At 44.4% G+C, this 22,367-nt stretch carries 20 protein-coding genes and 2 pseudogenes; 15 read left to right on the forward strand and 7 right to left on the reverse strand.

The window, feature by feature from the left end:
* Nucleotides 1-198: 198 nt before the first annotated feature.
* The 6 genes from ACE1CM_RS09225 to ACE1CM_RS09250 all read left to right on the forward strand — a co-directional run bounded on the left by ACE1CM_RS09225 (nt 199) and on the right by ACE1CM_RS09250 (nt 5,145).
* Nucleotides 199-822, forward strand: a complete 624-nt coding sequence (locus ACE1CM_RS09225; RefSeq protein ID WP_374877116.1) for a hypothetical protein — start codon at nt 199-201, stop codon at nt 820-822.
* On the forward strand, nt 819-2,255 hold the full coding sequence (locus tag ACE1CM_RS09230; RefSeq protein ID WP_374877117.1) for a 7-cyano-7-deazaguanine synthase: 1,437 nt from the start codon (nt 819-821) through the stop codon (nt 2,253-2,255). The genes ACE1CM_RS09225 and ACE1CM_RS09230 overlap by 4 nt, the downstream gene beginning before the upstream one ends.
* Nucleotides 2,256-2,287: 32 nt before the next feature.
* The gene (locus tag ACE1CM_RS09235; protein ID WP_374877118.1) at nt 2,288-3,475 is read left to right on the forward strand and encodes an ImmA/IrrE family metallo-endopeptidase; all 1,188 of its coding nucleotides are present in this window, start codon (nt 2,288-2,290) and stop codon (nt 3,473-3,475) included.
* A 28-nt stretch (nt 3,476-3,503) separates the two neighbouring features.
* Entirely contained in the window at nt 3,504-4,052 is a 549-nt protein-coding gene (locus tag ACE1CM_RS09240; protein ID WP_374877119.1) for a hypothetical protein, read from the forward strand.
* A 98-nt stretch (nt 4,053-4,150) separates the two neighbouring features.
* Complete coding sequence (locus ACE1CM_RS09245) at nt 4,151-4,579, forward strand: hypothetical protein (protein WP_374877120.1); 429 nt, start codon at nt 4,151-4,153, stop codon at nt 4,577-4,579.
* A 149-nt stretch (nt 4,580-4,728) separates the two neighbouring features.
* Nucleotides 4,729-5,145 (forward strand): VOC family protein, encoded by a 417-nt coding sequence (locus tag ACE1CM_RS09250; RefSeq protein WP_374877121.1) that lies wholly within the window; start codon nt 4,729-4,731, stop codon nt 5,143-5,145.
* 100 nt (nt 5,146-5,245) lie between these two features.
* On the opposite strand, the gene ACE1CM_RS09255 is transcribed toward ACE1CM_RS09250, so the two are convergent.
* Nucleotides 5,246-5,827: a Uma2 family endonuclease gene (locus ACE1CM_RS09255; RefSeq protein WP_374877122.1), complete on the reverse strand. Its 582-nt coding sequence runs from the start codon at nt 5,825-5,827 to the stop codon at nt 5,246-5,248.
* A 98-nt stretch (nt 5,828-5,925) separates the two neighbouring features.
* Nucleotides 5,926-6,678: a Uma2 family endonuclease gene (locus tag ACE1CM_RS09260; protein ID WP_374877154.1), complete on the reverse strand. Its 753-nt coding sequence runs from the start codon at nt 6,676-6,678 to the stop codon at nt 5,926-5,928.
* An 850-nt stretch (nt 6,679-7,528) separates the two neighbouring features.
* On the opposite strand from ACE1CM_RS09260, the gene ACE1CM_RS09265 reads away from it, so the two are divergent.
* Nucleotides 7,529-8,461 (forward strand): hypothetical protein, encoded by a 933-nt coding sequence (locus tag ACE1CM_RS09265; RefSeq protein WP_374877123.1) that lies wholly within the window; start codon nt 7,529-7,531, stop codon nt 8,459-8,461.
* Nucleotides 8,462-8,554: 93 nt separating this feature from the next.
* Here ACE1CM_RS09265 and ACE1CM_RS09270 read toward each other — a convergent pair.
* The 5 genes and pseudogenes from ACE1CM_RS09270 to ACE1CM_RS09290 all read right to left on the reverse strand — a co-directional run.
* Nucleotides 8,555-8,647, reverse strand: a pseudogene (locus tag ACE1CM_RS09270) (ArsA-related P-loop ATPase); the annotation flags it as partial.
* Between the two features lie 287 nt (nt 8,648-8,934).
* Entirely contained in the window at nt 8,935-10,527 is a 1,593-nt protein-coding gene (locus ACE1CM_RS09275; protein WP_374877124.1) for a PEP-CTERM sorting domain-containing protein, read from the reverse strand.
* Between the two features lie 328 nt (nt 10,528-10,855).
* On the reverse strand, nt 10,856-11,113 hold the full coding sequence (locus ACE1CM_RS09280; RefSeq protein ID WP_374877125.1) for a hypothetical protein: 258 nt from the start codon (nt 11,111-11,113) through the stop codon (nt 10,856-10,858).
* 291 nt (nt 11,114-11,404) lie between these two features.
* A complete protein-coding gene (locus ACE1CM_RS09285) occupies nt 11,405-11,716 on the reverse strand; it encodes a gas vesicle protein GvpG (RefSeq protein ID WP_374877126.1) in 312 nt (103 codons plus the stop codon).
* 32 nt (nt 11,717-11,748) lie between these two features.
* Complete coding sequence (locus tag ACE1CM_RS09290; RefSeq protein ID WP_374877127.1) at nt 11,749-12,066, reverse strand: GvpL/GvpF family gas vesicle protein; 318 nt, start codon at nt 12,064-12,066, stop codon at nt 11,749-11,751.
* A 397-nt stretch (nt 12,067-12,463) separates the two neighbouring features.
* Between ACE1CM_RS09290 and ACE1CM_RS09295 the strand changes: the two are divergent.
* The 8 genes and pseudogenes from ACE1CM_RS09295 (at nt 12,464) to ACE1CM_RS09330 (ending at nt 22,219) form a co-directional block, all read left to right on the forward strand.
* Nucleotides 12,464-13,678 (forward strand): annotated as a pseudogene (locus ACE1CM_RS09295) (hypothetical protein).
* Entirely contained in the window at nt 13,671-17,192 is a 3,522-nt protein-coding gene (locus ACE1CM_RS09300) for a hypothetical protein (protein WP_374877128.1), read from the forward strand. The pseudogene ACE1CM_RS09295 and the gene ACE1CM_RS09300 overlap by 8 nt, the downstream one beginning before the upstream one ends.
* The gene (locus tag ACE1CM_RS09305) at nt 17,182-18,498 is read left to right on the forward strand and encodes a pPIWI_RE module domain-containing protein (RefSeq protein WP_374877129.1); all 1,317 of its coding nucleotides are present in this window, start codon (nt 17,182-17,184) and stop codon (nt 18,496-18,498) included. Before ACE1CM_RS09300 ends, ACE1CM_RS09305 begins: the two co-directional genes overlap by 11 nt.
* 108 nt (nt 18,499-18,606) lie before the next feature.
* A complete protein-coding gene (locus ACE1CM_RS09310) occupies nt 18,607-20,031 on the forward strand; it encodes an RNaseH domain-containing protein (protein WP_374877155.1) in 1,425 nt (474 codons plus the stop codon).
* Nucleotides 20,032-20,466: 435 nt separating this feature from the next.
* Nucleotides 20,467-20,853 carry a hypothetical protein gene (locus ACE1CM_RS09315; protein ID WP_374877130.1) on the forward strand — a complete coding sequence of 129 codons (387 nt, stop codon included), beginning with the start codon at nt 20,467-20,469 and terminating at the stop codon, nt 20,851-20,853.
* 128 nt (nt 20,854-20,981) lie between these two features.
* Nucleotides 20,982-21,638, forward strand: a complete 657-nt coding sequence (locus ACE1CM_RS09320; protein ID WP_374877131.1) for a DUF4230 domain-containing protein — start codon at nt 20,982-20,984, stop codon at nt 21,636-21,638.
* Between the two features lie 189 nt (nt 21,639-21,827).
* Nucleotides 21,828-22,061 (forward strand): hypothetical protein, encoded by a 234-nt coding sequence (locus tag ACE1CM_RS09325; RefSeq protein ID WP_374877132.1) that lies wholly within the window; start codon nt 21,828-21,830, stop codon nt 22,059-22,061.
* On the forward strand, nt 22,058-22,219 hold the full coding sequence (locus ACE1CM_RS09330) for a type II toxin-antitoxin system PemK/MazF family toxin (protein WP_374877133.1): 162 nt from the start codon (nt 22,058-22,060) through the stop codon (nt 22,217-22,219). The genes ACE1CM_RS09325 and ACE1CM_RS09330 overlap by 4 nt, the downstream gene beginning before the upstream one ends.
* The last annotated feature ends 148 nt before the right edge of the window (nt 22,220-22,367 follow it).

Here is a 22,367-nt window from a genome sequence, read left to right on the forward strand (position 1 = left end):
TATTTCCATATTTGCTTAATACTTGAGAATGTCAGAGCAATCGCCTAACTTGGTTATCAATAAGACTTACGCAGGCAAATGCCAGAAACTCGGTTTCTTGGGAGATTTTTAGCTACTAAACCGACTATTTCTCATAAAAACCGGGTTTGTTTGCGTAAGTCCTTATGAAAGCAAGCTAAGACTTCCGGAGGTTAAACTATGCCTGACGGAGATATCGTTCACAGTAAGCTTTCGGGGTTATACCAAAAGCCTTACCGGATATTGTGTGAAGGAAAGGGCGATCGCAACGAATGTACCTGGATTGCGATGGAAGCAGTTATGCGAGACATCAAGAGTAAAGGTGCTGTTCCGGTTTTACTCGCCAAGCGCATGGGGGAGATGTTGGGACAGGCTATGCTAGCTGGTCAGAATATCTGTGTGAACTGGGCGGCTTTAAGCATGGAAATCGATCGACTAGCACGACAAGCTACAGTTCCGCATTATGTTAAGGAGCAAGTCCTTCGCGCTTGCAAGAGTATATTACGTGAGTTTCGTTATAACCAGAGAGCGAACACCAACAATTTGTCAGAAGCAGTTGTAGAACGGTTTTTCCAAGAAGTATACAAGTCAAATTTTGAGCAACGGATTCCGCTGACTTCTAATCACTATGCCGGTGTTGATAACTTGACCATTACAGAACGTGTTGAAGCTATCCGTCCAGATATGTTAGCCGAGATCAACAAATTGGCGAAGAAAGCTGCTGCCGATGAGGATGTGAAAAACCTGCGACGATCTCCACGCGAGCATGTGAAAGAGATAGACCTTGATGAGGATCTGCTATGAACAACGAACCTTCGATCAAGCAGAAACTTCACGGCGGTGATTACAACAATTACACCTTGCATTTTGAACCTGTGTTGAACAGTAATGGGTCTGTGCGCTTCATAGATTGCTCTCAGAGTAAAGAGGTAAATGTTGGCATCAATGTGGATGATGAGGCATTTGGATATCGAGTTCAGGCAGAGTTTCCAGCTATCGTTGCCGACCTCATTGACCTCGCCGTTGCAATCCATGCTTCAGACCGCCTTGCGCCCCAAAATCTAAGCGGGAAGCCGCGTCGTCTTCAAGTGGTGCTTCCAGTTCGTCATCCAGAATTGCTGAGTGCCGAACCTTTCCGGACAAAGCTGGAACACCTGCTTGAATGGGCAACTGGGAGCGAATGGGTTTTCGATTTCCAAACAAGGGTCGCACCGGAACGTTTTGTTAAACAACAATTAGTTTTACAAACAGTACCTCAAGGCTGCGAAGTAGCGCTTTGGAGTGGTGGACTTGATGCTCTGGCGGGTCTGTACACTCGTCTTCGGATGTATCCAGAAAAGCCTTTCGTGTTGTTTGGAACTGGTAGTAGCAATAGTGTCTATGCTCGCCAGGGAGAAGTAGCGAAAAAGATTGAGTCTATCTTTCCCGGTCGTTGCCATCTTTTCCGCGTCCCAATCCGCTTCCACGATAGCAGTGAGCAGCAAAAGAACAAGCGATCGCGGGCACGAGGGGTTGTATTTACCCTGCTTGGTGCTGCGTGCGCGTACCTTATGGGTCGGCGAGTTCTCTGCGTGTACGAGAATGGGATTGGAGCCATCAACCTTCCTTACCGCGCATCTGCTGTGGGGTTGGATCATTCCCGCTCTGTTCACCCACTGACTTTGCTTATGGTAGGGGGTGTTGTGTCAGAGCTTTTAGGAGAAGAGTTCCGGGTGCATAACCCATTCCTCTTCTGGACTAAAGCTCAAATGTGCAAAGCATTGGCAGAAGACGGGAGAAACGATTTGCCGCCGCTTACCATGTCATGTGACAGCCCACATCGCCAGCAACCGATTCAGTGTGGTTACTGCTCCTCTTGTCTTTTGAGACGACAAGCGCTTGCCGCTACCGATATAAAAGATGGAACGCGCTATGTAGTACTTCACGGAAGCCGCCTGCCAAAAGAGCCGAGTTTACATCTTCGTCACATGCTGGCGCAGGTTACCACCCTCCGTTGCCTACTCAGTGCCTCAAATGAACCTAGTCTTCAGTGGGAAGCCATGACCAAAGAGTTTCCCGAACTGGACGACATTGTTGATCGCGGCGCTGTGGCAGAAAACCTACTACCTGCCGACATGCAGACTCGCTTAATTCAGCTATATCGGAGCTACGTTTCCGAATGGGATGCGGTAGAATCCCAGATTGCGGTTGGACTATTGAATCAACGCGATAAACAGCAGGCATTGAACGGATGCTAAACGAGACGCGAAGTTCGGTTGAGGGAAAACATATGACTAACAATATCCTTGACAATATTGACCTGCGAACCCTGGGAGAACTTCTTCAACAGGCACGTAAAAAGTGCGGTATGACTCAATCTGATGCAGCTAAGGTCATTGATGTTGCACGCACCACTATGGTTGCCATTGAGAAAGGAGAGCGCCGTCTTAAGGCAACTGAACTGATTAAGCTTGCCCGTGCTTATGGGCGATCTGTTAGTGAATTTGTTCGACCTCGCCCTGTGGTTCAACCTTTCGAGATGCAGTTCCGGGCAGCATATCAGCGCCGCGAAGGTGAAGAAGCACAAATTGAACCAACTATTCGGCTTCTAGAGGAGTTCTGCCGGAATTATCTGGAACTTGAGGAAATTATGGATGCACCACTGCCGCAGAACTATCCTCCTGAGTATGAGGTGACGAATATGCCGATCAAAGCTGCTGCGGAAAGCATAGCTATCGCAGAACGTCAAAGACTTGGATTAGGAGATAGCCCCATATCACGTCTGCGGGACATTCTAGAGCAGGATGTGGGACTCCGCATCTTCTATTTAGAAATGCCACAAAAATACTCAGGAGTTTACAGCTACGACGAAAAACTTGGGGGTTGCATAGCAATAAATGCTAATCACCCAGAGGAGCGGCGACGTTGGTCGCTGGCTCATGAATACCTTCACTTTCTCGCACATCGGCGAAAGCCTGTATTGGACTTTGAGGGTCAGTACCAGCGAATTCCAGAAAGCGAGCGACTAGCCGACACCTTCCCAAAATATTTCCTGATGCCAACAAGCAGTTTGCTCAAACGGTTCAACGATATTTACCGTTCACATGGAAAGTTTACTCCAACTCATTTATTCACACTAGCCCATTACTACGGTGTGTCCGTAGAAGCGCTTGTTTATCGATTAGAAGAGATGGAACTTGTGCCATCAGGAACTTGGGAGCGATTGCGCGATCGGGGAATAAAGGTAAGGAAGGTTCAGCAAGAACTTGGTTTAGAGGAAATCCCACAGCGCACTGACATAACTACCCGTCACTATCAGCTTCTTGCGATTGAGGCGTTAGATCGGGGTCTTATTACTGAAGGGCGTTTTGCAGATTTCCTCTTAGTTGACCGATTGGAGGCTCGTCGCATTGCAGAGAAATTACGGGAACATTCAAGCGGAATGATGGAGGAAGCCTCTGATTTCAACCTGATCTAGATGCAAGAATAATGGGAGAAGTTAAGTTATGCCTTTTGTTCACTCCCACATACTTCTTGATGCCTGTTGCATTCTAAACTTTTGTGCTTCAGGTCAATTGCTGGCAATTCTGAAGTCTATTCCTGTTCAGGTTGCAGTTACCCAAGTTGTCCGAGAGCAGGAGTTAAAAACGCTCCAGCGTCTTGAGCAAGAGGAAAACGATGGTGCGACTCAATTCGAGGCAGCGATTGCACAGAGTCTACTTATAGTCGTGGATTTTGAATCAGAAGATGAGGCGGAATCGTTTGTAAACTACTCCACAATTTTGGGTGACGGCGAAGCTGCAACCTGCGCGATCGCCGTTCACCGAGGATGGGCAATAGCGACTGACGACAAGAAAGCGATCGCATTTTTTCAGCAAACGGCTCCGTACCTTCAGGTTTTATCTACTTTAGAGATAATAAAGCATTGGTCAGAGGAAGCAGCTCTTGATGCTCAAACATTAAGGGATTTGTTCAATGCTATTCGGGTTAAAGGGCACTATATGCCCCAGAAAACCCACCCGTTGCGAAGTTGGTGGGAAAGTCTAATCAGTTGAAAGCGAATGCTAAACTTGGGCAGTAGTTATAGGCTCTATTATTCACATCAGTGAAATATTTTCTCAAACAAAATTAGGATGTTAACCACGAAAATAATATGGAAAAGTATTTACTTGCAGATCTACCCGAAAGCCCAAGCTTCGGCGAAAAAAAGAAGTTAGAGTTTACCCACAATGGGTATACTAAAGAATTCTGTTTTTTCTATGACGGCAATCCGATTGTCATGAGTTCTCACAGTGAAGAAAGCATGGTAAGTAATACATCTGACAAACATACAGAATCAAAAGACAGCAGTGTTTCCATTAGATGCTGGTGTCTTCGCTATATTTGTAGGCACGAAAAAGAAAAAATTGTTTTTAAATTTGACAATACCACACAGCTATGGAAATTAAAAATTGAATCTGACACTATACGAGACGGGTTTGATTCTTACATTTACGAAAGCCGAAAGATCAAACTTTCGCTTAATCTGAAAGATTGCCAAGGTAGTTATTACGAGTATGAGTATATTGACATGTCAACTTAGAAAATTTATTTCAAGTCGTCAATTGAGAGAATAGTTCACGGGTTTATTTACCTGATATAGATGGACTATATTAACCTCAGTTCCATTAAAATAGGGAAGAAATCAATTTCAACACTAGCTCATCTGCCTTACCTTTTATAGAGGTTGCAATGATTGATATTGGACTTACACACATAGCACTCCCCGTCTCAGATATTGAGCGAAGTATCAAGTTTTACTCTACCTATGCTGGAATGGAGGTGATTCATCGCCGCATTGATGCAGCAACAGGTGTGGCTGTTGTTTGGCTTTGCGATCGCACTCGTCCTTTTGCGATCGTTCTGATTCAGACAGACTCAGTGCATTCGGTTCTGTCTCCTTTGGCACACCTTGGGGTTGGTTGTAAAAGTCGCGAATACATGGATGCTCTTTGCGAAAGGGCAAAACAGGAAGGTGTACTGGTTCAGGAACAAAAAGATTCTGGATATCCGGTTGGATATTGGGCCTTCTTGCGAGATCCAGATGGTCACACGCTGGAACTATCCTATGGACAAGAAATAGGATTGACAGTGGAAAATACTGCTTAAAAATGACTGGTTAGAATCTATCGTCTTCGTTATTTCCAGAAGCGACGAGAAAGTTGAGAAAAGGCTATCCCGTACAAGCTGCTATGCTTCCCATAGCAGTCTAAGCTTTAGCAATTCCCTGTTGAAATGCTTTCAGCGCTTCCACTTTAGAAGCCATCATCAAGCAACGTGCCAACAGGTTGATATCCAAATCTGGCAGCACTTCAGAGCGTTCGATTTGCTCGTAACCAGATTCCCGCAAGCGGTAGAGTTTGAATAAACCATCTTCCCAAAACCACACTTCAGGGACACCTAAAACTTTATAGCGCGTCAATTTGCGCTCGCTACCGCTAGTAAATATTACTTCCACAGACAGGTCAGGTTTAGTCGATGTTGAGCTACCAATCGCAAAAGATTCGTCAGCTTGGGCTGAAACTTCCTCTTCCTTTTCTTGGGTAAAGCTGCCTAATGGGTTGAACTCAATGTCTTTGTTCAAAAAATACACAATGAGCAACCCGGTAATCATGCGGCTGATTGATTCATGGTCTGGGGAAACTGTCAAGATTTCAATCTCTCCTTTATAGAAAGCCAGTCTAATTCCAGGTGAGTCGGCAAAGCTTTGTTGAAGTAACTTGAACTGTTGCCAGCTGATCCCAGAGTGGACTAGCCGTTGGTCTTTTGTTTTGTCTAGTGCTATTGTCATTGGCTTACCTGGAGCGAGTTTTGATTGTTGGGGGGCAATTTATCCGATCAACGATGGTAGCAATGCAACGACCTTTTCAACGAGGTGCTATATCTGGTTTATTTATTAATACTATCTGGATCGATGCCGAGCGATCGCAATCGTTCCATTAACTGCTGCACCCGTTGACGTTCCTCAGCTAGAGCCATTTCCATCTGTTCGGCGCGAAGGCGTTCCTCCTCAGCGCGAAGACGTTCCTCCTCAGCACGTTCTGCTAGCGTCGGTATCCAACCATTCTCATCGTACCAACGCAGCCACAAACCAGTTGTTCCCTGATAGCTACCCTGCCACAATCCCAAACCCAATTGCATTTCTTCTAGCCACAAACGTCCCTCTGGCAGAGATAGAGCTTCGTAACGAGTGCCATTTAAACGAAAGGCACGCAATTGGTTTTCATAGCGATCGTAAATAACGTAGTAGGGAATCCTTAAAATCCGCTCGTATACTTCCCACTTTGTCGGAGGTTGATCGACTCTTCTAACTGTTTGCCCCAAATCTTCTTCTTCAGTTGTGGGAGAGAGTAATTCAACTACTAAAAATGGATTAACTCCTTCTTGCCAAACTAGATAGCTTAAGCGTAAATTTTGCTGTTCTTGGAAACGGGAAACACCTAAAACTAGAAACCAATCAGGACGTTTATACCAGCCGGGATGACGGGGGTCATAATAAAGATTGAGGTCGCTAGCAGTAAAGACCTCATCTAGCTGCCAATTAGGCGGTTGACAAGTTTCGCTCAGACTATCAGCTTGAATGCGATGAAATTCGTCCGGCAATCCTGTTTCTCCTACTAATTCACTAGGCAAATCGTACATCGTCGGCATGGTTTCTTTAGGCGATCGCGGGTGCTGCTCTGGCAGATCGGGAGCGTGAGGATCTTCACTGGGCAAATCATACATCGTCGGCAGGGTTTCCGAAGGCGGACGGGGGGGATTGGATGGGTGCATAGCATCACATATGCGCTCGGATTGACTCTAGTTTATCTTGAAGCATTACTACTCATACTCAGACCGCTCCAGGTGCAGAGGGGACCCAGGGGTAGGGAGCAAAATTATTTGCACATTTTCTCCCATACTGTGACTGCATAAACGGAAGTGATATGACATAGCTTTTTATGACATCAAAGATGGAATTGCGCTCGCAGCGATCTGAGCCTAATTTAGTTAAGTATTCTTAACAATTTAGCATTTTCAATAAATGCTTGCTAATCTAATATTATCAGAGCGTTAAAGCGCTATTCTCAGGTAAAACAGGCAAGATAAAAATATTAAACCGCCTGGTGTAACATAGTAGGCAGTTAGCTGGCTATGGTTGTGGGTTGAGGCCAGGTGATAGCAGAAGTGCGATCGCGCAATTGTCCTGGTTAAGTGCATCAAGATTGCAGGCAGTCTTTCAAGGTTAATTCGGTTTAGCGCTGATCGCGAGAAATCAAACATTAGGTTGCGTCTAATTTGCCAGTGGGTGTTGAGGATGAATGACAGGCAGCTGTAAATTCTGACCACCCCAAATTTCTTGTTTGACCAAAAGTCAAAGTAATTCGCCCACAAGATTTACAAACCCGCAGGGCTAATATTACATATCCGGGCGCATCCTCGTATAAATGGGGTGAGTTTTTGCTGAGCTTAAATTCATCAAAATTATATCTTATACCAAGGAAGAAAAGTAATGTTTAGGAACTTAAATCGGCTCAAATGGAAATGGATGATTTTGGCGAGTGTGGGCTGTTTGTTAACGAGTATTAACACTTTGGCTCAAATCCCAATACAAAATCCCCGAATAACGCCAAGCCAAACAATTCAACTACAATTAGGAAATGCCACAGCCAGATTGAATAGGATTGAAACGGCATTCAACCGAATAGAAAGGCAAAATGTATTCGCGGTGGGAGACTCGGAGGAAATTAGTCAGGCTACACTTGAATACGCACAAGCAATGAAAGCTGCTTTGGACAATGCCTTACAAAATGCTCAGACTTTAGCAAATAGCCAAGGCACACAAGGTAGCATCACTCCTCTCGATACATTTGAGAAAGCAGAAAAAGCTAATCAGCCGCGTTTGGAACAACTTGAACAAAGGGCAAACAATATCGATAACAGAATTAAAGCAGGAGCTATCAGAGTTGATAGACGTGCTATAGAAAGGTTATCAGTTGCAGAACGTCGCGAGTTGTTTGACTCTCTACAAGCACCAGCAAGACAGATTTATCTCCAAAATCAACCGGATTTATTCAAATCTGTATCAACCGCACCTCAAAAAGAGCTAAAATCTGTTAACGAAACATCTGCAACCTACCAAAGTTTTTTGCCAGAAAACACACGCATCACAGCAGCTAATTATGCTGGCATTGTTGTTTCCGACATGGTGCAAAACCTCAGCGATACGTTGATACCTCCTGCCTACGCAGCAGTAGCAGGACCTTGTGTTGCTTTAGCCATTGCCAAAAATTGGAGTGCTTTGGCTGCTTGTGTAGTTAACGCAGGCTCACAAGCCACAAGCATATACAATCAATTTGTTAGCTGTTGGAATGGAGCCAGCGGATGGTTAAAATGGCTGAAAAGAGCGCGTTGCCTTGTGACGTTAATTGTTAAACTTGGTTAGGTTCTACTGCTAATTTTTGCTTGAGGATATAGTAGGATCTGCCATTGCCATAGGTTGGGTTTATGCCAGGAAACCCAACCTACATTCGTGACAGAGGATTTCTTCATTAGGAAACAACTTTGCCCAACCCCGCGCCAAACCGCAAGCAAGGGTGGTTTTTCCGACTCCACCTTTACCGCTAAACATTGCCAGGTGATATCAAATCCGGTTGCATTGGAATGAGCGGCCTTTCTTGGTAATTGGTAATTGCTAATGGCTAATTGCGAGCTTGCCCCTAAAGGTCGTAATTCCGATGCAACCGGAAACTATATGAAGCGATGCGAACGCGAGTGCGTGCGGTCGGCATATTGCTTTTGTATCTTGTGCAATTGGTTTATTGGTATGGGCGATCGCAACCAGTCTGATATCTAGTACTGGTAGTGCTCACGCACCCGTCAAGCGGTCAAGAAACCCAATCCAATAAAAGTGTTATGCTACACTTTCTGTTGCTGTTTTCGCTTCAGCAGAGAACTGACGCCAAACGCACCAAATGCCAAGAAGCCGAACGCAGAAGTGGGTTCGGGAACGGCAACGGGAACGACTCTGAGTTGGGTAATCTGCGTACCCCACACATCTTCATCGAAAACAAACTCTTGGAACGTCCAGAAGCTAAACGGATCGGTTGGATCGAGGACGGTGGCGCTGTAGTCTCCCCAGCGGTTGCGACCACTTCCGAAGTCTTGAAAGTAATCGGCAGCACCAGCTTGGAGCAACAAAGGATTGCCAAAAGTTGTGACACCCCCGAAAGTTTGACCCAGCACTGCATAACTGCTGACAAATTGCGATTCACCCGAACCATTGAAACCAATTACAACATCGCCAAAATCGTTTACAGCAAGCGAACCATAGTAAAAATCCAGATTTGGATCGGCAATTAAACCTTCTTGCTTGCGTTGGTTGGTGGTGGCATCGATTTGGAACCAGCGAAGTGCTGCACGTCCTGCGTTATCAACAGTTTGTCCGCCCCAGAAAGAGCCATTTTGCCCAATTATATTTGAAGAAAAGTTGGCGCGTCGAAATATCTCCAAATTTGGTTTCGGCCCTGGCTGTTCGCCACTCCCTGGAGAAAAGTATGGGGTAACAGAAATCAATCCATTTGAAGTATCAAGTGTGGGTGAAGTTATATCCCCGACAATGTTTGATCGCTTGAATTCGCCTGCCAATGTATTGAAGCCAGATAATAGAGCAGCTGGCAATCCCGTATTGTCTAGATTGACAACAGGCTGCACGGCAAATCCAGTTTCGCTCTGAGATATATTCTCGAATTTTGTCGCATTAGCAACCGTCGGCGTTGCTGTCAGCAGATCGTTCTTTGGCAGCGCCACAATAGTCGTTCTTAAATCAACAGCAGAGATGGGAAACATATTCGCCGCCAGATAAACGCCGTCTCGATCAAACCCCAGGGTCGGATAATCTGCCCAGCGTTGATTTGTTGAGTCGCTATCAATGGCAAAACCAGTCCATCCAGTTATTGGATCGGAAGACTTTGATACGGCAAACAAGAAGTTATTCTCGCCACGTTGGTTGTCCACAGAAACAGCATACCAGCGCTGACTGAAGGGGTCGTATACTACTCTTGGGTCAAAAGCAAAGCGACTGGGCGTTACTCCGGCGTCGCTCCAAAACTGGTTGAGCGAGCTGAATTGCAGCAGGGTACCAGTACCTTTATCGTAGACCGAGTACTTACCGTTAATTAGTTCGACAATGCGATCGCTACCAACTGCACCCATTGTGTCCGGCGGGATGAAGAAACTGTCCAACGACGGGATGAAGAAACTGTCAATCAACGTACTAGCAGTGAAGTTGAGTCCGATGGCGAGTTGAGAGGGGGTTGTAGAATTTGACAAGTTGGAATTGTCAATATTCCCACCGACTGTGGCGAGCTTGCTTGTTGAAATATCGAGCAAAAATGAAGCGCTGGGCGAAGAATTTGAGCCAAAAGTAGCTGCCTCTACGCCCGCTGACAAGTTGATGACAGCAGTCGTAGCAACAGCTAATGAGGTCAAGATTTGATAAAGAAATTTCATATCAACACTCCCAATCTGGATGAAAGTTAAAGGTTGGTGTACTCCAAAGATCGCGATTGTACTGAACCCCACGATCGCAGCAATTAGAAAATAGCAATTTTTCGGCTAGCATCTGAGCCTAAAAATTGCCAAAACTCTTCTATCAGCAGTTGCTAAAAATCTCTTTCTTTATCTAGGGCAAATGCCAAGATATTTTCGAGATTATTTATTTCCTTATCCTGCCAGATGGAATATCAGCAGGCAATTTACTTAATTTTTACCCATGGTTTTTTTTTGTCTATTGTCTTTACTTAATCTTCATCAAAACTTTATTTAAAAAACAAGAAATTTACCCAGAAAAAATCACAACATATTTTGGGAAAAAATAAATAAATATCCAGTCAAGATTTTGTAAAATTTCATTGATACCAAGACCTAATGACGCTTGTGGGCAACCAGGAGAGTGAATACCTAAAGCACGCCGACGATCTACTTGACGCGAAGACTGATGCCTGTAAGCGATCCCTCGATTAAGCGGTCTTTCTGGCAACCTGTTTCCCCAATGGGTGCGAGCGCTCGCATCACCTAAATCCTTATATAATTTCAAACTTTAACTTCAGATAAAATGATAGGGAGGCAGCGCTTTTCCCAACTCTAATTGCCAGGGAGGACAAGCTTTTTGCCAAGCTAAAAATTGTTCGGCAAGTATGTTTTATTCTAGAATAATAACTAATAGATAAATTCGCGCTGCTTCATTCTCTGGTTCAACAACAGCCGATTTATATATTTCGGTAATTTGAGCAACTGCATTTTCCCATTCCGCAGCTTGAAGGTTATAAAATTACTGCTGTGTTTTATAGCGTTGTTTTTTGGCTAAAAAATACTGTATTCCCCTGTTTCAGTCGGTATGGTTGGTTCTTCTGGAGTACCGGGAATAAACTTCAAGATATATTCGCTTTTCCCATCGAGTTGGCTCGTAAATTTCACCGATATCGAACGCTAACTGCAAAGCTAATAACTGTTTGGGCAAATTTTCTTTGTCGTCTAATTCGGCATTGGCACGCTCTATAATTTGTTTTCCTATCCACATAATACCATCTAGCGGCGCTGGAATCGGAAACGTTATTTGAGCAACATAATAGTAATATCGTCTTAATAAAGTTGGTTTAATGTATAATTTACTGTAAAAAATTTGGAGCAGATTTGCCAAAAAATGCCTAATTGGTCGAGATATTAGACTTTTTATATCGATGCAGATTCGCTTGAACAAGGAATTAAATAAGCGGCGTTGTAAATCATTTTTTCGGTCATGGTTTCGCCTGCCACCACTGCTTCTGCCAAACCATTCAACTGCTCTCGGAAAAGAGCGATCGCTTGTTGCTTGCGAAGTTGCAAACCGCTGGCAATCATCTGACCAATTTCGATTACTTCCTCCATACTCAAAGGTTTACCTTCCAGCGCATCCCGCTTTTGTTTCAAGCTGGGATTTGACTCAAGCAATGCCTGGATTTCCGACTTGCTATTCCAAAGCACTTTGACGCTAAAAATCCTTGGCAGCATAATTCTGCTCTACATGGTCAATGCGGCAGGAAAAGGGAATCACAATTATATTTTCCCGATCAATTCCATAGCTGCACTTTGCCATCATTATGCGGCATTAGCCTGACAGGGCGACAAAACCGTTAGGCGATCCGCCTTTTCGCTATTGCCAACACATAACCGTCTGCTTGCCAGTTCATCAGCAAAAATGGAAACATGGGAAACATCATGAAAACATGGAAAAACTTTCTTGACCCTCTAGCGATCGCGATGCCAGAATGATTCGCACACCTCAGATATAGGGGAGTGACCCATGAAAGTCACCAGACATCGAGAGAAAATCTTGGAGGCGCTACGGGAATGGTTTCGCATCCACAAACAGGCGCCGACTCTGGAAGAATTGTGCCTAGAACTGGGAATGCAACCGCGTCAGAAAGCAACAGTGCAACGTTGGTTGCAGACAATCCGAGGTATCGACGTGGAATGGGAAGATAATGCCGCCCGCAGTCTTCGCCTACTTTCCAACGACGCAGAAGTTGAACCAAAACTCCAGATATCCGTAACGGAAACCTTGCGATATCTGGCGACAGGACTGTCCGAGTGGGAAACGCGAAACCCCGAAAAGAAAATGCACATCCCAAAAGCTCTCCGCATCGGGATGTCTCGAATGTACCTAACATCTTTGTTGCAAGGAGATGAACAAGTCCCCTCAAACCTCCCCGAATTTTTTGAGTGGGCAAAAAATCCCGTTGTAGATTGGAAACCGACAGCAGAAATTAAAAACCTTTCCCCGGAAGTCACCTTAATTGAAGATGGGTTAGTGTCCGATTTCGCCGCCCAATGGCAAGTTACGGGTTCTGATCTAGAACAGCAGGTACAGGAGAAAATTCTGCAAGATGTTCTTGAATATTGCCGAGGACACCAACTAGAAGATTCCTATCGCGCTTTTCGCAAACTGATTATTGAACGTCCTGTCCTGCCCTATTCAGAATATCGCCACTTCCTGTCTTCCTCTCAACTTAGACCTCTGCGCGATTTCTTAAAACAAACTTACATTGATTTAGTTGATTTAGCAGAAGAAAACACCTATCATTTTTGCCCTCGTTGCCAGTATGTAATGCGCCGCCGTCGCGACGGAAGTCATAGCTGCCGAAACATGACCTGCGAACGACTCAATGCCAAACTTAATTTGCCACCAGTCGAGTCAATTTCCAAGGATAAAGCCGAAAAAGCAAGTTATAAAGCTGTTACTCCTGGCGTTCATCGATATGGAACAATTCCAGGAATTGCGGAAATAAAACTAGCAGAATCTCTCACGAAAATGGGAATTCGGGTGACTCTCTGGCCTCAGATTGACGAATTTGACTTACTTGTATAATTTGGCAGGAAAGTTAGCTGGGCAATTGATGTCAAAGATTGGTCTTATTTGGATGAAGAGCGTTTGCAATCGGTGCAGTATCGTCCTGATGCAACTGAAACCTTTGTTGTCTTTCCAGATGAACGAGAAGAATCATTGCGAATTCAGGTGGTACGTCAACAAATAGAACCATTATTAGGCGGCGTGCGCTTAATGTTGATGAGCGAAATTATTTCAATGGCTCAAAATAATTTGGAGAAAAATAACCATGCGTGACACATCTCGCTGGGGTCAACAATTGCGTAAAGCTTTACGCGAATCAAATGACTTAAAGGATTACGTGGCAGAGAGTTTGCCTGATGTTGATGGAAAAGTAAGAAAACAAGAGGTTAAACGACTTGCACAACTCATTGCTGAAGTAGAATTAGGGCTAACCTTGTTGCAGGAAATAGCTCCAGAAGAACCAGCTATATCAGTCTCAGCGCTACTTTCGGGTTATCGTTTTCCGGTGGCGGGACTTTCTGATGATAACTGGCAGCTTGTCCAAAAAGCTCGTTTTTATCTCGTGCGTCGCAAAGGCAATCAATGGGAGCGGAGTCTCTCGGAATACATTAAAATTCCTGAAACTATAAGAATATTTAGCTTAACGGATATTAATGATGTTCCTCTATTAATTCCCACGAGTACCTATCCCCGTCGCCTTCCTCTTTATCAGCAAAATTTATCGACAACACCACCGCATAAAAAACGAAAAATTAAACTAGCATCTGCTGGCTATTGGTATGCCAAAATATCTCACAAAAGTCATACTCTTGTGGAGGTTCCTATCAACATTCCTGAAGTTGTTGCAAAGATTGCCACTTCGCCTCAGATATCTTTTCATCGCACCCGCACCAAGCATAATCCTTCCTATACTGTCACCTGGGAAGAATTGCTGCTCTCTGCCCAGGAAATGGATGAAAAACTAGCGCAAGCTGGGTATCAGCCAGAAAATTATTGCGAGCGTATTCAAGGAATTATTTGGCGCTTATATCAGCCAGAAATTGATGACTTTTCCGCAACTAAAAGATTGGAGATAGACCAACTTGTTCACATTGTAGGCTTGTTGAATGTCGGGAAATCAACATTTCTAGAAGTTCTAACTTATCAATTAGCTAAAAATAAATATCGGTGTGCCTTAATCGTTAATGATGTGGTGGCACAAGTGCGTCTTGCTTCCTTATTTTGGCATGGATTGGGGATTCCGGCGGTTCCTATTATGGGGAGCGATCGCTTCCAACAACTAGAAAAAGTCTACGAACCGATTCTAGCAACACAAGGAGAGGAAATTGCTCAAGGAGCTACTCATCCAGCATGGCGCTGGTTTAGCCCTGTCTGCCCATTATTAGCTTTAGTTCAATCAGAAGAAAAGTGGGAATTTGGCTTTGAACCTTGTCACACCCTTTACCAAAAAGCGATCCTTGTTAATCAGAACGATCAAATAGATGACGAGGATCTGGAGGATTGGGAGGAAGGTCAAAGCGAAGATAAGTATACCTGTCCTTTTTATTACAAATGTCCGCGCCATCAATTAGAACGAGATATGGCACAAGCTTTAGTTTGGGTGTTAACTCCAGCTAGTTTTATTCATACTCGCACTCCCCCTGAACTATTTGAAGAAAAATTGACTTTCGCTGAAGCTGTTTACCGCGAATGTAGCTTTCTTTTTATTGACGAAGCTGACCGGGTACAAGTGCAGTTTGACGAAGCTTTTGCACCCGATGAAGTTTTAGTCGATGCTTCCGGAAACTCATTATTAAATCAGTTGGGAATCAAATTCGCTAATGGGATTTATAATTCTGACCGTCGCCCCCTGACTGCTGAACTGGTAGCAACAGCGAAAAAAGCGAATGATTACGCTCAAATTGCTGCTGATATTATTCTTCCCAAACTGCACAACCAACCCAAACTGGTGGAATGGTTGGGTTCAACTCCCTTTACTGGTCGTTCGGTGTTTGCTCATATTATTCGCGATATTCTCGAACCTGCCTCTGAAACAGACAACGAGGAAACCCAACCCAAACTCAGCCGCACGCAACGCAGTCAGCAGCGACGAAATCGGATTGAAGCGGGTTTACCTCCTTTTGAGGAACGTCAGCGCCGCAAACAGCTAATGGAAACCATTGAGGGATTTTTGCAAGCTCCTTTTAATCGTCGCAAGGGTGGAGAACTTTCAGACATTGCCTTTACTTTGTTGAGTGCCGAAAATGAGCGTGCAGCATTAGCTGAGGTGGCTGATTGGTTACGGCGATGGCTGGAATCCCTTGGTATTTGTCTAACAGATAAAACGAAGTTTGACGAAGTTACGCGCCACTTACATTTTGCAATTCTGGTGGCAGTATTGAGCAATCGCTTGGGCTTTTTGGTTGACCATCTGAGTGCTTTAATGCGATCGCAAATTATCGACTTTCACGACACCAGCTTATCGCTGGTATATCGCCCACCCCGCGACTATTTGCCGATTGTACCATCTGCACCAGTTGGGAATATTTTGGGCTTTAAATATACACGCGATCGCACCAGTAACTCTGGTGGCAAACTAGAGTATTTCCGCTACGTTGGTCGTTATTTACTTCTAAATTTTCCCACCCTCTTTGCCGTGGACGATTGGGATGGCCCCCATACGGTGCTGATTTCAGGAACTAGCTATGCGCCAGGAACTCCCGCTTATCACATCCAGAAAAATCCCACAGTATTGTTAGAACCTGCTCCTAATAATGATAAGGCTGGTGATGCTGGGATTGGCGAAAGTGAGTTTTTCTTCAAACCACAGCAAAGCGGAGGGAAATACATTGCCCTATCCGGACAGCCACCTGCTGTACGCAAAAAAGCAGCGGATGAGATGGTTAAGGCTATCTGTTACAGTCCAGGAAAAGCCAAAAACTTTCTCGATCTATTATTTGAGAGGTTAAAAGAGCTAGAACAAAAAGATCCGCAACGGTGGAGCGATCGCCAACGCTTACTGCTGATCACAAACAGCTACGATGAAGCAGCGCTGGTTGAGTCAATTTTAAAACCACTCTACCGCCTCGAACAAATCAATAGTATTGCCGTACTCCGCCGCGACAATGCACCTGCTGATTTAAAAGGAATTCGCCGAGGTAAGATTCGCGATTTAAACAAACTTCCCACTCAAATTCAAATTGTAATTGCACCTTTGATGGCACTTGAGCGGGGTCACAACATTCTCAACGATAAACGCATTGCCGCATTTGGAGCAGCAATTTTCTTAAGCCGACCCATGCCTGTTCCCGATGACTGGCAAACTACGGTTCAGCAACTCAACAATTGGGCGATCCAGAATGCAGAAGATTCTACTTTGTACGAAGCCATAAATAGACGCGGTGAACCTTTAACGCTGACCAATGTTGAAAGCGAATTCTACAAATATGCAGTGGCAAAGATGCTTGACTTGAACTGTCGGGCGATGTCCTTCAAACAATTGACCGATGATGAACGTTCTGTACTTTGTTGGACACAGTTGGTGAGTATTTGGCAAATCATCGGACGTTTGGTACGAGGTGGCGTTCCCTGCATCGTTCATTTTCTAGATGTCAAGTTTGCACCGAAATCAGCCACAGGTGAACTTGATAGTGAAGTTACCTCACTGTTGGTCGGCATTATCAAAGAGCTTCAACTTGAGGTTGAGGGGGAAGGAAAACGACCCTATGAAAGAACACTAGCGCGATCGCTTTACGGAGCTTTTCTAAACGCACTTAAGCAAACAAAGGACTTAAACTATGGAATTTAAAAATATTCTCCTTGGCTCTTGGGAACTGATTCAGGATGTGGAGTACAAACTTTTCCAACTCCAAGTTCCAAAAGATTGGCAACAAGTTGCCCAATTCCTTGCGAATGCACGTTTCAAAATTGGACGTTCAAAATATCCATCTGTACCAGTCCGTTCTCTCGACTCCATCATAGCCGCTAGCTTCCCAAACATTATCCAGACAATGCGTTATGGTTGGCAGCGTCCCGGTCAACCTTGGATACTAGCAACAGAAAAAGCCGCTCTTTCTTACTTACCCGATTTAATTAAAGATTGGCTCAGGGAAGAATTTAGCGAGTATTTAGGAGATGATGAAGTTGAGACCAAACTAAACACACTTGACAATGAAGCTTGGCAGTGGGAGGAAGAGCCAACTAATTACTCAATCTGGCATCAACCAGAAAACCGAAACGCCCTCGATGTTCGTTTCCAAGCACTGCCAGATTACCTGACCAAGGAATTTCTCAAAAACCCAACCCTCTTGTTTGACGGGGATATTCCATACGAACTAACTTTCTATCCAGTTGTTAGGCTAGGCAAAGGATCTGAAATAATGTCATGGCCTCCTCAGAGAGTTCCAATGATTGAATTTAATACTAAGGAAAAGAGGCAAGAGGAAGTAGGCGAGGCATATATTTCGTTTGTCATTAGTTTTAAACTGCAAACAGTTCCTTGGCGCAATCAACCGATTATTTACCATCAACTTTCTACTCGACAATGGATGACCAAATTTATTGATAAGATACCTTATCGAGGAGCCACTGCTTTTATTGGCGATAATCATCGGTGGTTAGATGGAGTTGACCAACCATTCTGCTTTATTCCTCTGTCAATCAAACAAAAGATAACGCCGGAAGGGAGAGAACCCAAATGGTCAAAAGCGATTAGCGAGTTACTTTTGCTCAATGACTCTCCACTTCCTGAACCTAATACCTTGGCTGCAAACCCAATGTATCAGTGGTCTACATTTAATAATGAAGTTTCCAAGGGAATACAAGCAGCAATTGCCTACGACACTCGACATCCAGGCGATCGCCCCTGCCTCCCTGGTGTTAGTCCACGGGATTTAGCTAGCCTTGATCGGGCTATTCAAAATAAGATTGAACAAGAAGGTTTTCCCCTACGCCGAGTTGGTCATGCAGTTAAAATTTCAGCCAACTATAAGCCTTTCTGGGAGAAAGGAGAACCGAAGAAAAAAGGTGATAGATCGCCAAAAAAACGTGACAATTTATCTACTCCAATGTTGCGCCCTTCTCTAGCTGCATCATCTGTATTTAGAACACCTTAAAATTCACCACACACAATACTTATTCTCTGGGAAACCAAAGAATGCCGCGATCAACTCATTGCTGAAATTCGTGAGGTACTTAACTTATCACCAAAAGGCGAGCCTCAAATTTATCAAACCCTTCCCGAATTCCAAGGCGAAGAAACTCTTTACGAAAGTCCATTAGGAACTTTACGAATTAGAACTCAGCACGTTCAAGATTTGACGCAAAAACTTGATGTTGATAATCCGTCTGTAAAAGGTAACACTCGTCAACAGCGACGGATTAATTTACTTGATGAACGCATTCGTAAAATTACTTCATCTCTACCCAAAACCGAGGGTAAACTTAGCGTTGCATTAATCGAAATTAGGTCGAAAAAATCATTCTTTCCACCAGAATCAGACCCAAAACTAGCATTGCGAATTGGAGCTATGCAGGCTGGCTATGTCAATCAGCACATCCACCCATTAACCGCTCAAAATCAAAAGGGTAAGGAATATAAAACTAAAGACGCTGCTAATCGAGTTCAAAAAGCTGTGTCGGATTTACTGCGACAATTTGGAATTTTGCCTGCTCCTTTAATTGATCCCCAAAAGGATGGTATCGATTCAAATCTATGGTTGACTTGCTTTTATGTCCTGCGTCGAACTCGAAAAACAACAGCTAGCAATAAGCCTTCCACTGTTGCCTTAATGGTACGAGTTAACCCAGTTACAGGAATTGTACAAGTCACTACTCCTTCTTTATTCCTAACTCAAGGATGGCTGTCGTATCCAGTAGGACTTGGATACCTGATCGCTGAAAAATGGGATGAGGATTCTTATGTTGATGAAACAACGGGTGATAGTAGCGAAGAAGAGTCGTCTAGCGACAAAAAACAGGAACAACAGCTGCTTCAAGAATTTGTTACTGACTGTTTGCGCGATTGCTTAAGTACGCCAATTGAAAAGGAAGAACTTCCCCGCGTACTCTTCATGGCGGAAGCGCAAAATGCCCGAAAGATGCTGACTTGGCTGCAAAATCCTAAACTTCCAGATAACGCTTTACCTAATGAACTGAAACTGCCCACACAATCCGAGCAAAGTCGTCTGTTAATAGTACGGTTGCGAGTGGCAACAAATGGCGAAGTTCCTATTGGGATTGTCAAGGGTTCTCCTGGCAGCCGAATTAGTAAAGGTGGCGTTTTCCAATGGCAGGGAGTGTGTAACAATGAGGGAACTTCGCTGTATCTAAGTATTAGGAAGCTTCTCACTACTGAACAGGATATATTACGTCAGTCCCAGTCTCGGCTTGATAATGGTAGCAGACAAGCAGCGAATCCCAGGCTGTTAGAAATAGCTGTTGTTCACTCTCCAGAAATTGCTCCAGACAAACTGGCTTGCTTTGTTCATAATCTCAGAAACCGCTGGCCCTATTTTGCAGATGATGTTTCTCTGCCATTTCCCTTTCCATTTGCCACTTTAACTTATGAGTATGCGGTTAGTGCTAAGGATGCGGTGGAATTAAACGATTCTGATGATTCAGAGGAATTAGAGGAATCTCTTGACTAAATCGCCTTTGGTAGAGGCATCCAACAATTGCGCGACAATCTGATTCTATTGCTGTGGCGAAACCGAGAAACGCGGACGTTGGGTGACCAGATGCTGCTGTGCTTGTGGGAGAATTTGGCGACAGTTTCCAGGACTGTTGCCTACAATCCCACCAATTTCGCCATTGCAATTGAGAGTTTAGCGAGCTAACGAACAAATTGTTTATGCCGAGCAATTCTTAGAGTTAGCTGAAAACTGAATCGGAACATTGCCTCCACCTTAAAATTAAGCGAGCGATCGAGACATTAAATTACATTAACCACAAATCAGCAAACCGCATAAAATAGATTTCAAGCAGTATAATAAATGCAGTTAAATTATATAGTTAAACGCTCTCAAAAATGAGATTAAAAGGAATAACCACTTTTCAAACACGGACTAAGGGAATTCAAATATATGACTGTGGCAACACCCGTCACCATCCCCCTCAAAAATATTCAGTTCAACCCAGGTAGTTTGATTACCATCCGTGACGTAACCTGGGAGCAATTTGAAGCGATTCTAGAGGAAAGAGAAGCAGAAGGAATCAGACGCAAAGTCGTAACTGTGCAACTAGCGCCTGACAAGCGGCTTTTGCCTTTTCCCACTTTTCGCCTTGCATCGAAGCGCTGGTATCTAAAGCTACTGCCAATTCTCAGGGTAAGTGGGCGCGCGCCGGACGGTTCGAGCCGCAGAGGTAAAATGTGTTCCGAGACTTGTGAACTAATTTTTGCAGGGCGATCCCCAGCAAGTTGCAAATTAAACAAAGTTTTCGATAGCCTATCTAGACTACCCCTGTGTTAGCGATATTACACTGTTTCCAGACCAACAATTAACCGCCTCTCTCCCAGGATGCGTGGTTTATAATTATAAATAGGGAATACTGGCTTTAGAATGCTCAAAAATATAGTTGTTCAAAAGGGAGATCGGGTATGACAGCTAGCTCAATCAGAGACTCAAATTTAGTTAGCAAAGTGTTAGCAGGCGTTGTTGTAATTTTGTTGATTGTTGTGTTGTGGCTAGCCTACCAACATAGTCAAACAAGTGACTCAACAAAGGTAATTGACGATCCAGGTACGCTGATAGTTCGTCAAGTTAGAGATGTCAGCGAGTTGACCACAGCTATGTTTGAAATGGATACTGTGGTGCCTGTGAGCGAAAAGGGGCGAATAACGAAGAGTAAGTTGCTCTACATTGCTCACGGTAACGTCAGAGTTGGAGTTGACTTGAGAGAGTTTCAAGCTGATGACGTGCAGGTTGAAGGAGACAAAATTACTGTAACTTTACCGCCGCTAAAGGTGCTTGACAGTAAGCTGAATCTAGAACACTCTAGCGTTTATTCCTATGACCGAGGTTTTTTAGGATGGGGGCCTGACGTAGTTAATTTGCAAGCCCAAGCACAACGTGAAGCGCTGAAAAAAGTTGAAGAGGCTGCTTGTCAAAGTTGGCTGATTAAGACAGCTAGCGCTCGCGTTCAAAAAACTGTTGAACAACTACTTAGCCAAGTGCTTAAGGATAGAGGTTATCAAGAAATTATTGTCAACGCCCCGCTTCCCGCTGAAGGTTCATGTGCAACATCGCACGTTTAATATCAGTTCTAGTTTTAGCGAGTAGGGTGCCTTAGCCAGCAGAGTACAGCACCACTCGATCATATTTAGTGTCGCTAGATCGTAGCAAGTAGGGTGCGTTAGGCACTAGCCGTAACGCACCATATTAAACGCTTGTCGGTGCGTTACTGCGTTAACGCACCCTACAAAAACTATCCGCCACAGTTAAGGATGAGAATAGAAGCTCTCAAACAAGACCATGATCAACTCACCCAAGAGCAACTTCAGCAAGTAGCTGACTTGATCGCCTTCCTGAAATTTCGCAATAAACGTCGTCACCACATTGTTCTCGAACCGAGTCAACTTGCTGCCCTTGCCACTGAGTTTGCTGAGGAAGACCGTGCCCTTGCCGCAGCAGGCATAAGCGACTACGCAACCATGCTCAGTCAGGAACACCAGCGATGACGGAGCAACTTAAGCGCGGCGAAGTTTGGCTCGCTAACCTTAACCCCACCCAAGGGTCCCAACAAGCAGGCACTCGTCCCGTTATCTTCACACCATTCCCAAACTACGCCCCGCTGAATCAAACTCCTGTCAGTCCGTGGGGCACAGAAAAAAGGTGATATGAAAAATCGTTGGGCAAGGCAACCAGAGAGCAAGGTCTCACCAAAGTTTCTTTTCTCGTCGTGGGTAAGTCCTGGGACAGTTGGGACTTTCGCGGTCTGTGGAATCAGTCGGTGCTGGTGGAACAGAGTTTCCCGCCGCACAACT

This window comes from Microseira sp. BLCC-F43, assembly GCF_041929235.1.
GTDB lineage: Bacteria > Cyanobacteriota > Cyanobacteriia > Cyanobacteriales > Aerosakkonemataceae > Microseira.

What these genes read in the sequence shown, in the direction of transcription:
- ACE1CM_RS09225 (WP_374877116.1), top strand. Translation starts at nt 199, where the DNA reads ATGCCTGACGGAGATATCGTTCACAGTAAGCTTTCGGGGTTATACCAA.
- ACE1CM_RS09230 (WP_374877117.1), top strand. Translation starts at nt 819, where the DNA reads ATGAACAACGAACCTTCGATCAAGCAGAAACTTCACGGCGGTGATTAC.
- ACE1CM_RS09235 (WP_374877118.1), top strand. Translation starts at nt 2,288, where the DNA reads ATGACTAACAATATCCTTGACAATATTGACCTGCGAACCCTGGGAGAA.
- ACE1CM_RS09240 (WP_374877119.1), top strand. Translation starts at nt 3,504, where the DNA reads ATGCCTTTTGTTCACTCCCACATACTTCTTGATGCCTGTTGCATTCTA.
- ACE1CM_RS09245 (WP_374877120.1), top strand. Translation starts at nt 4,151, where the DNA reads ATGGAAAAGTATTTACTTGCAGATCTACCCGAAAGCCCAAGCTTCGGC.
- ACE1CM_RS09250 (WP_374877121.1), top strand. Translation starts at nt 4,729, where the DNA reads ATGATTGATATTGGACTTACACACATAGCACTCCCCGTCTCAGATATT.
- ACE1CM_RS09255 (WP_374877122.1), bottom strand. Translation starts at nt 5,827, where the DNA reads ATGACAATAGCACTAGACAAAACAAAAGACCAACGGCTAGTCCACTCT.
- ACE1CM_RS09260 (WP_374877154.1), bottom strand. Translation starts at nt 6,678, where the DNA reads ATGTACGATTTGCCTAGTGAATTAGTAGGAGAAACAGGATTGCCGGAC.
- ACE1CM_RS09265 (WP_374877123.1), top strand. Translation starts at nt 7,529, where the DNA reads ATGTTTAGGAACTTAAATCGGCTCAAATGGAAATGGATGATTTTGGCG.
- ACE1CM_RS09275 (WP_374877124.1), bottom strand. Translation starts at nt 10,527, where the DNA reads ATGAAATTTCTTTATCAAATCTTGACCTCATTAGCTGTTGCTACGACT.
- ACE1CM_RS09290 (WP_374877127.1), bottom strand. Translation starts at nt 12,066, where the DNA reads ATGCTGCCAAGGATTTTTAGCGTCAAAGTGCTTTGGAATAGCAAGTCG.
- ACE1CM_RS09300 (WP_374877128.1), top strand. Translation starts at nt 13,671, where the DNA reads ATGCGTGACACATCTCGCTGGGGTCAACAATTGCGTAAAGCTTTACGC.
- ACE1CM_RS09305 (WP_374877129.1), top strand. Translation starts at nt 17,182, where the DNA reads ATGGAATTTAAAAATATTCTCCTTGGCTCTTGGGAACTGATTCAGGAT.
- ACE1CM_RS09315 (WP_374877130.1), top strand. Translation starts at nt 20,467, where the DNA reads ATGACTGTGGCAACACCCGTCACCATCCCCCTCAAAAATATTCAGTTC.
- ACE1CM_RS09320 (WP_374877131.1), top strand. Translation starts at nt 20,982, where the DNA reads ATGACAGCTAGCTCAATCAGAGACTCAAATTTAGTTAGCAAAGTGTTA.
- ACE1CM_RS09325 (WP_374877132.1), top strand. Translation starts at nt 21,828, where the DNA reads ATGAGAATAGAAGCTCTCAAACAAGACCATGATCAACTCACCCAAGAG.
- ACE1CM_RS09330 (WP_374877133.1), top strand. Translation starts at nt 22,058, where the DNA reads ATGACGGAGCAACTTAAGCGCGGCGAAGTTTGGCTCGCTAACCTTAAC.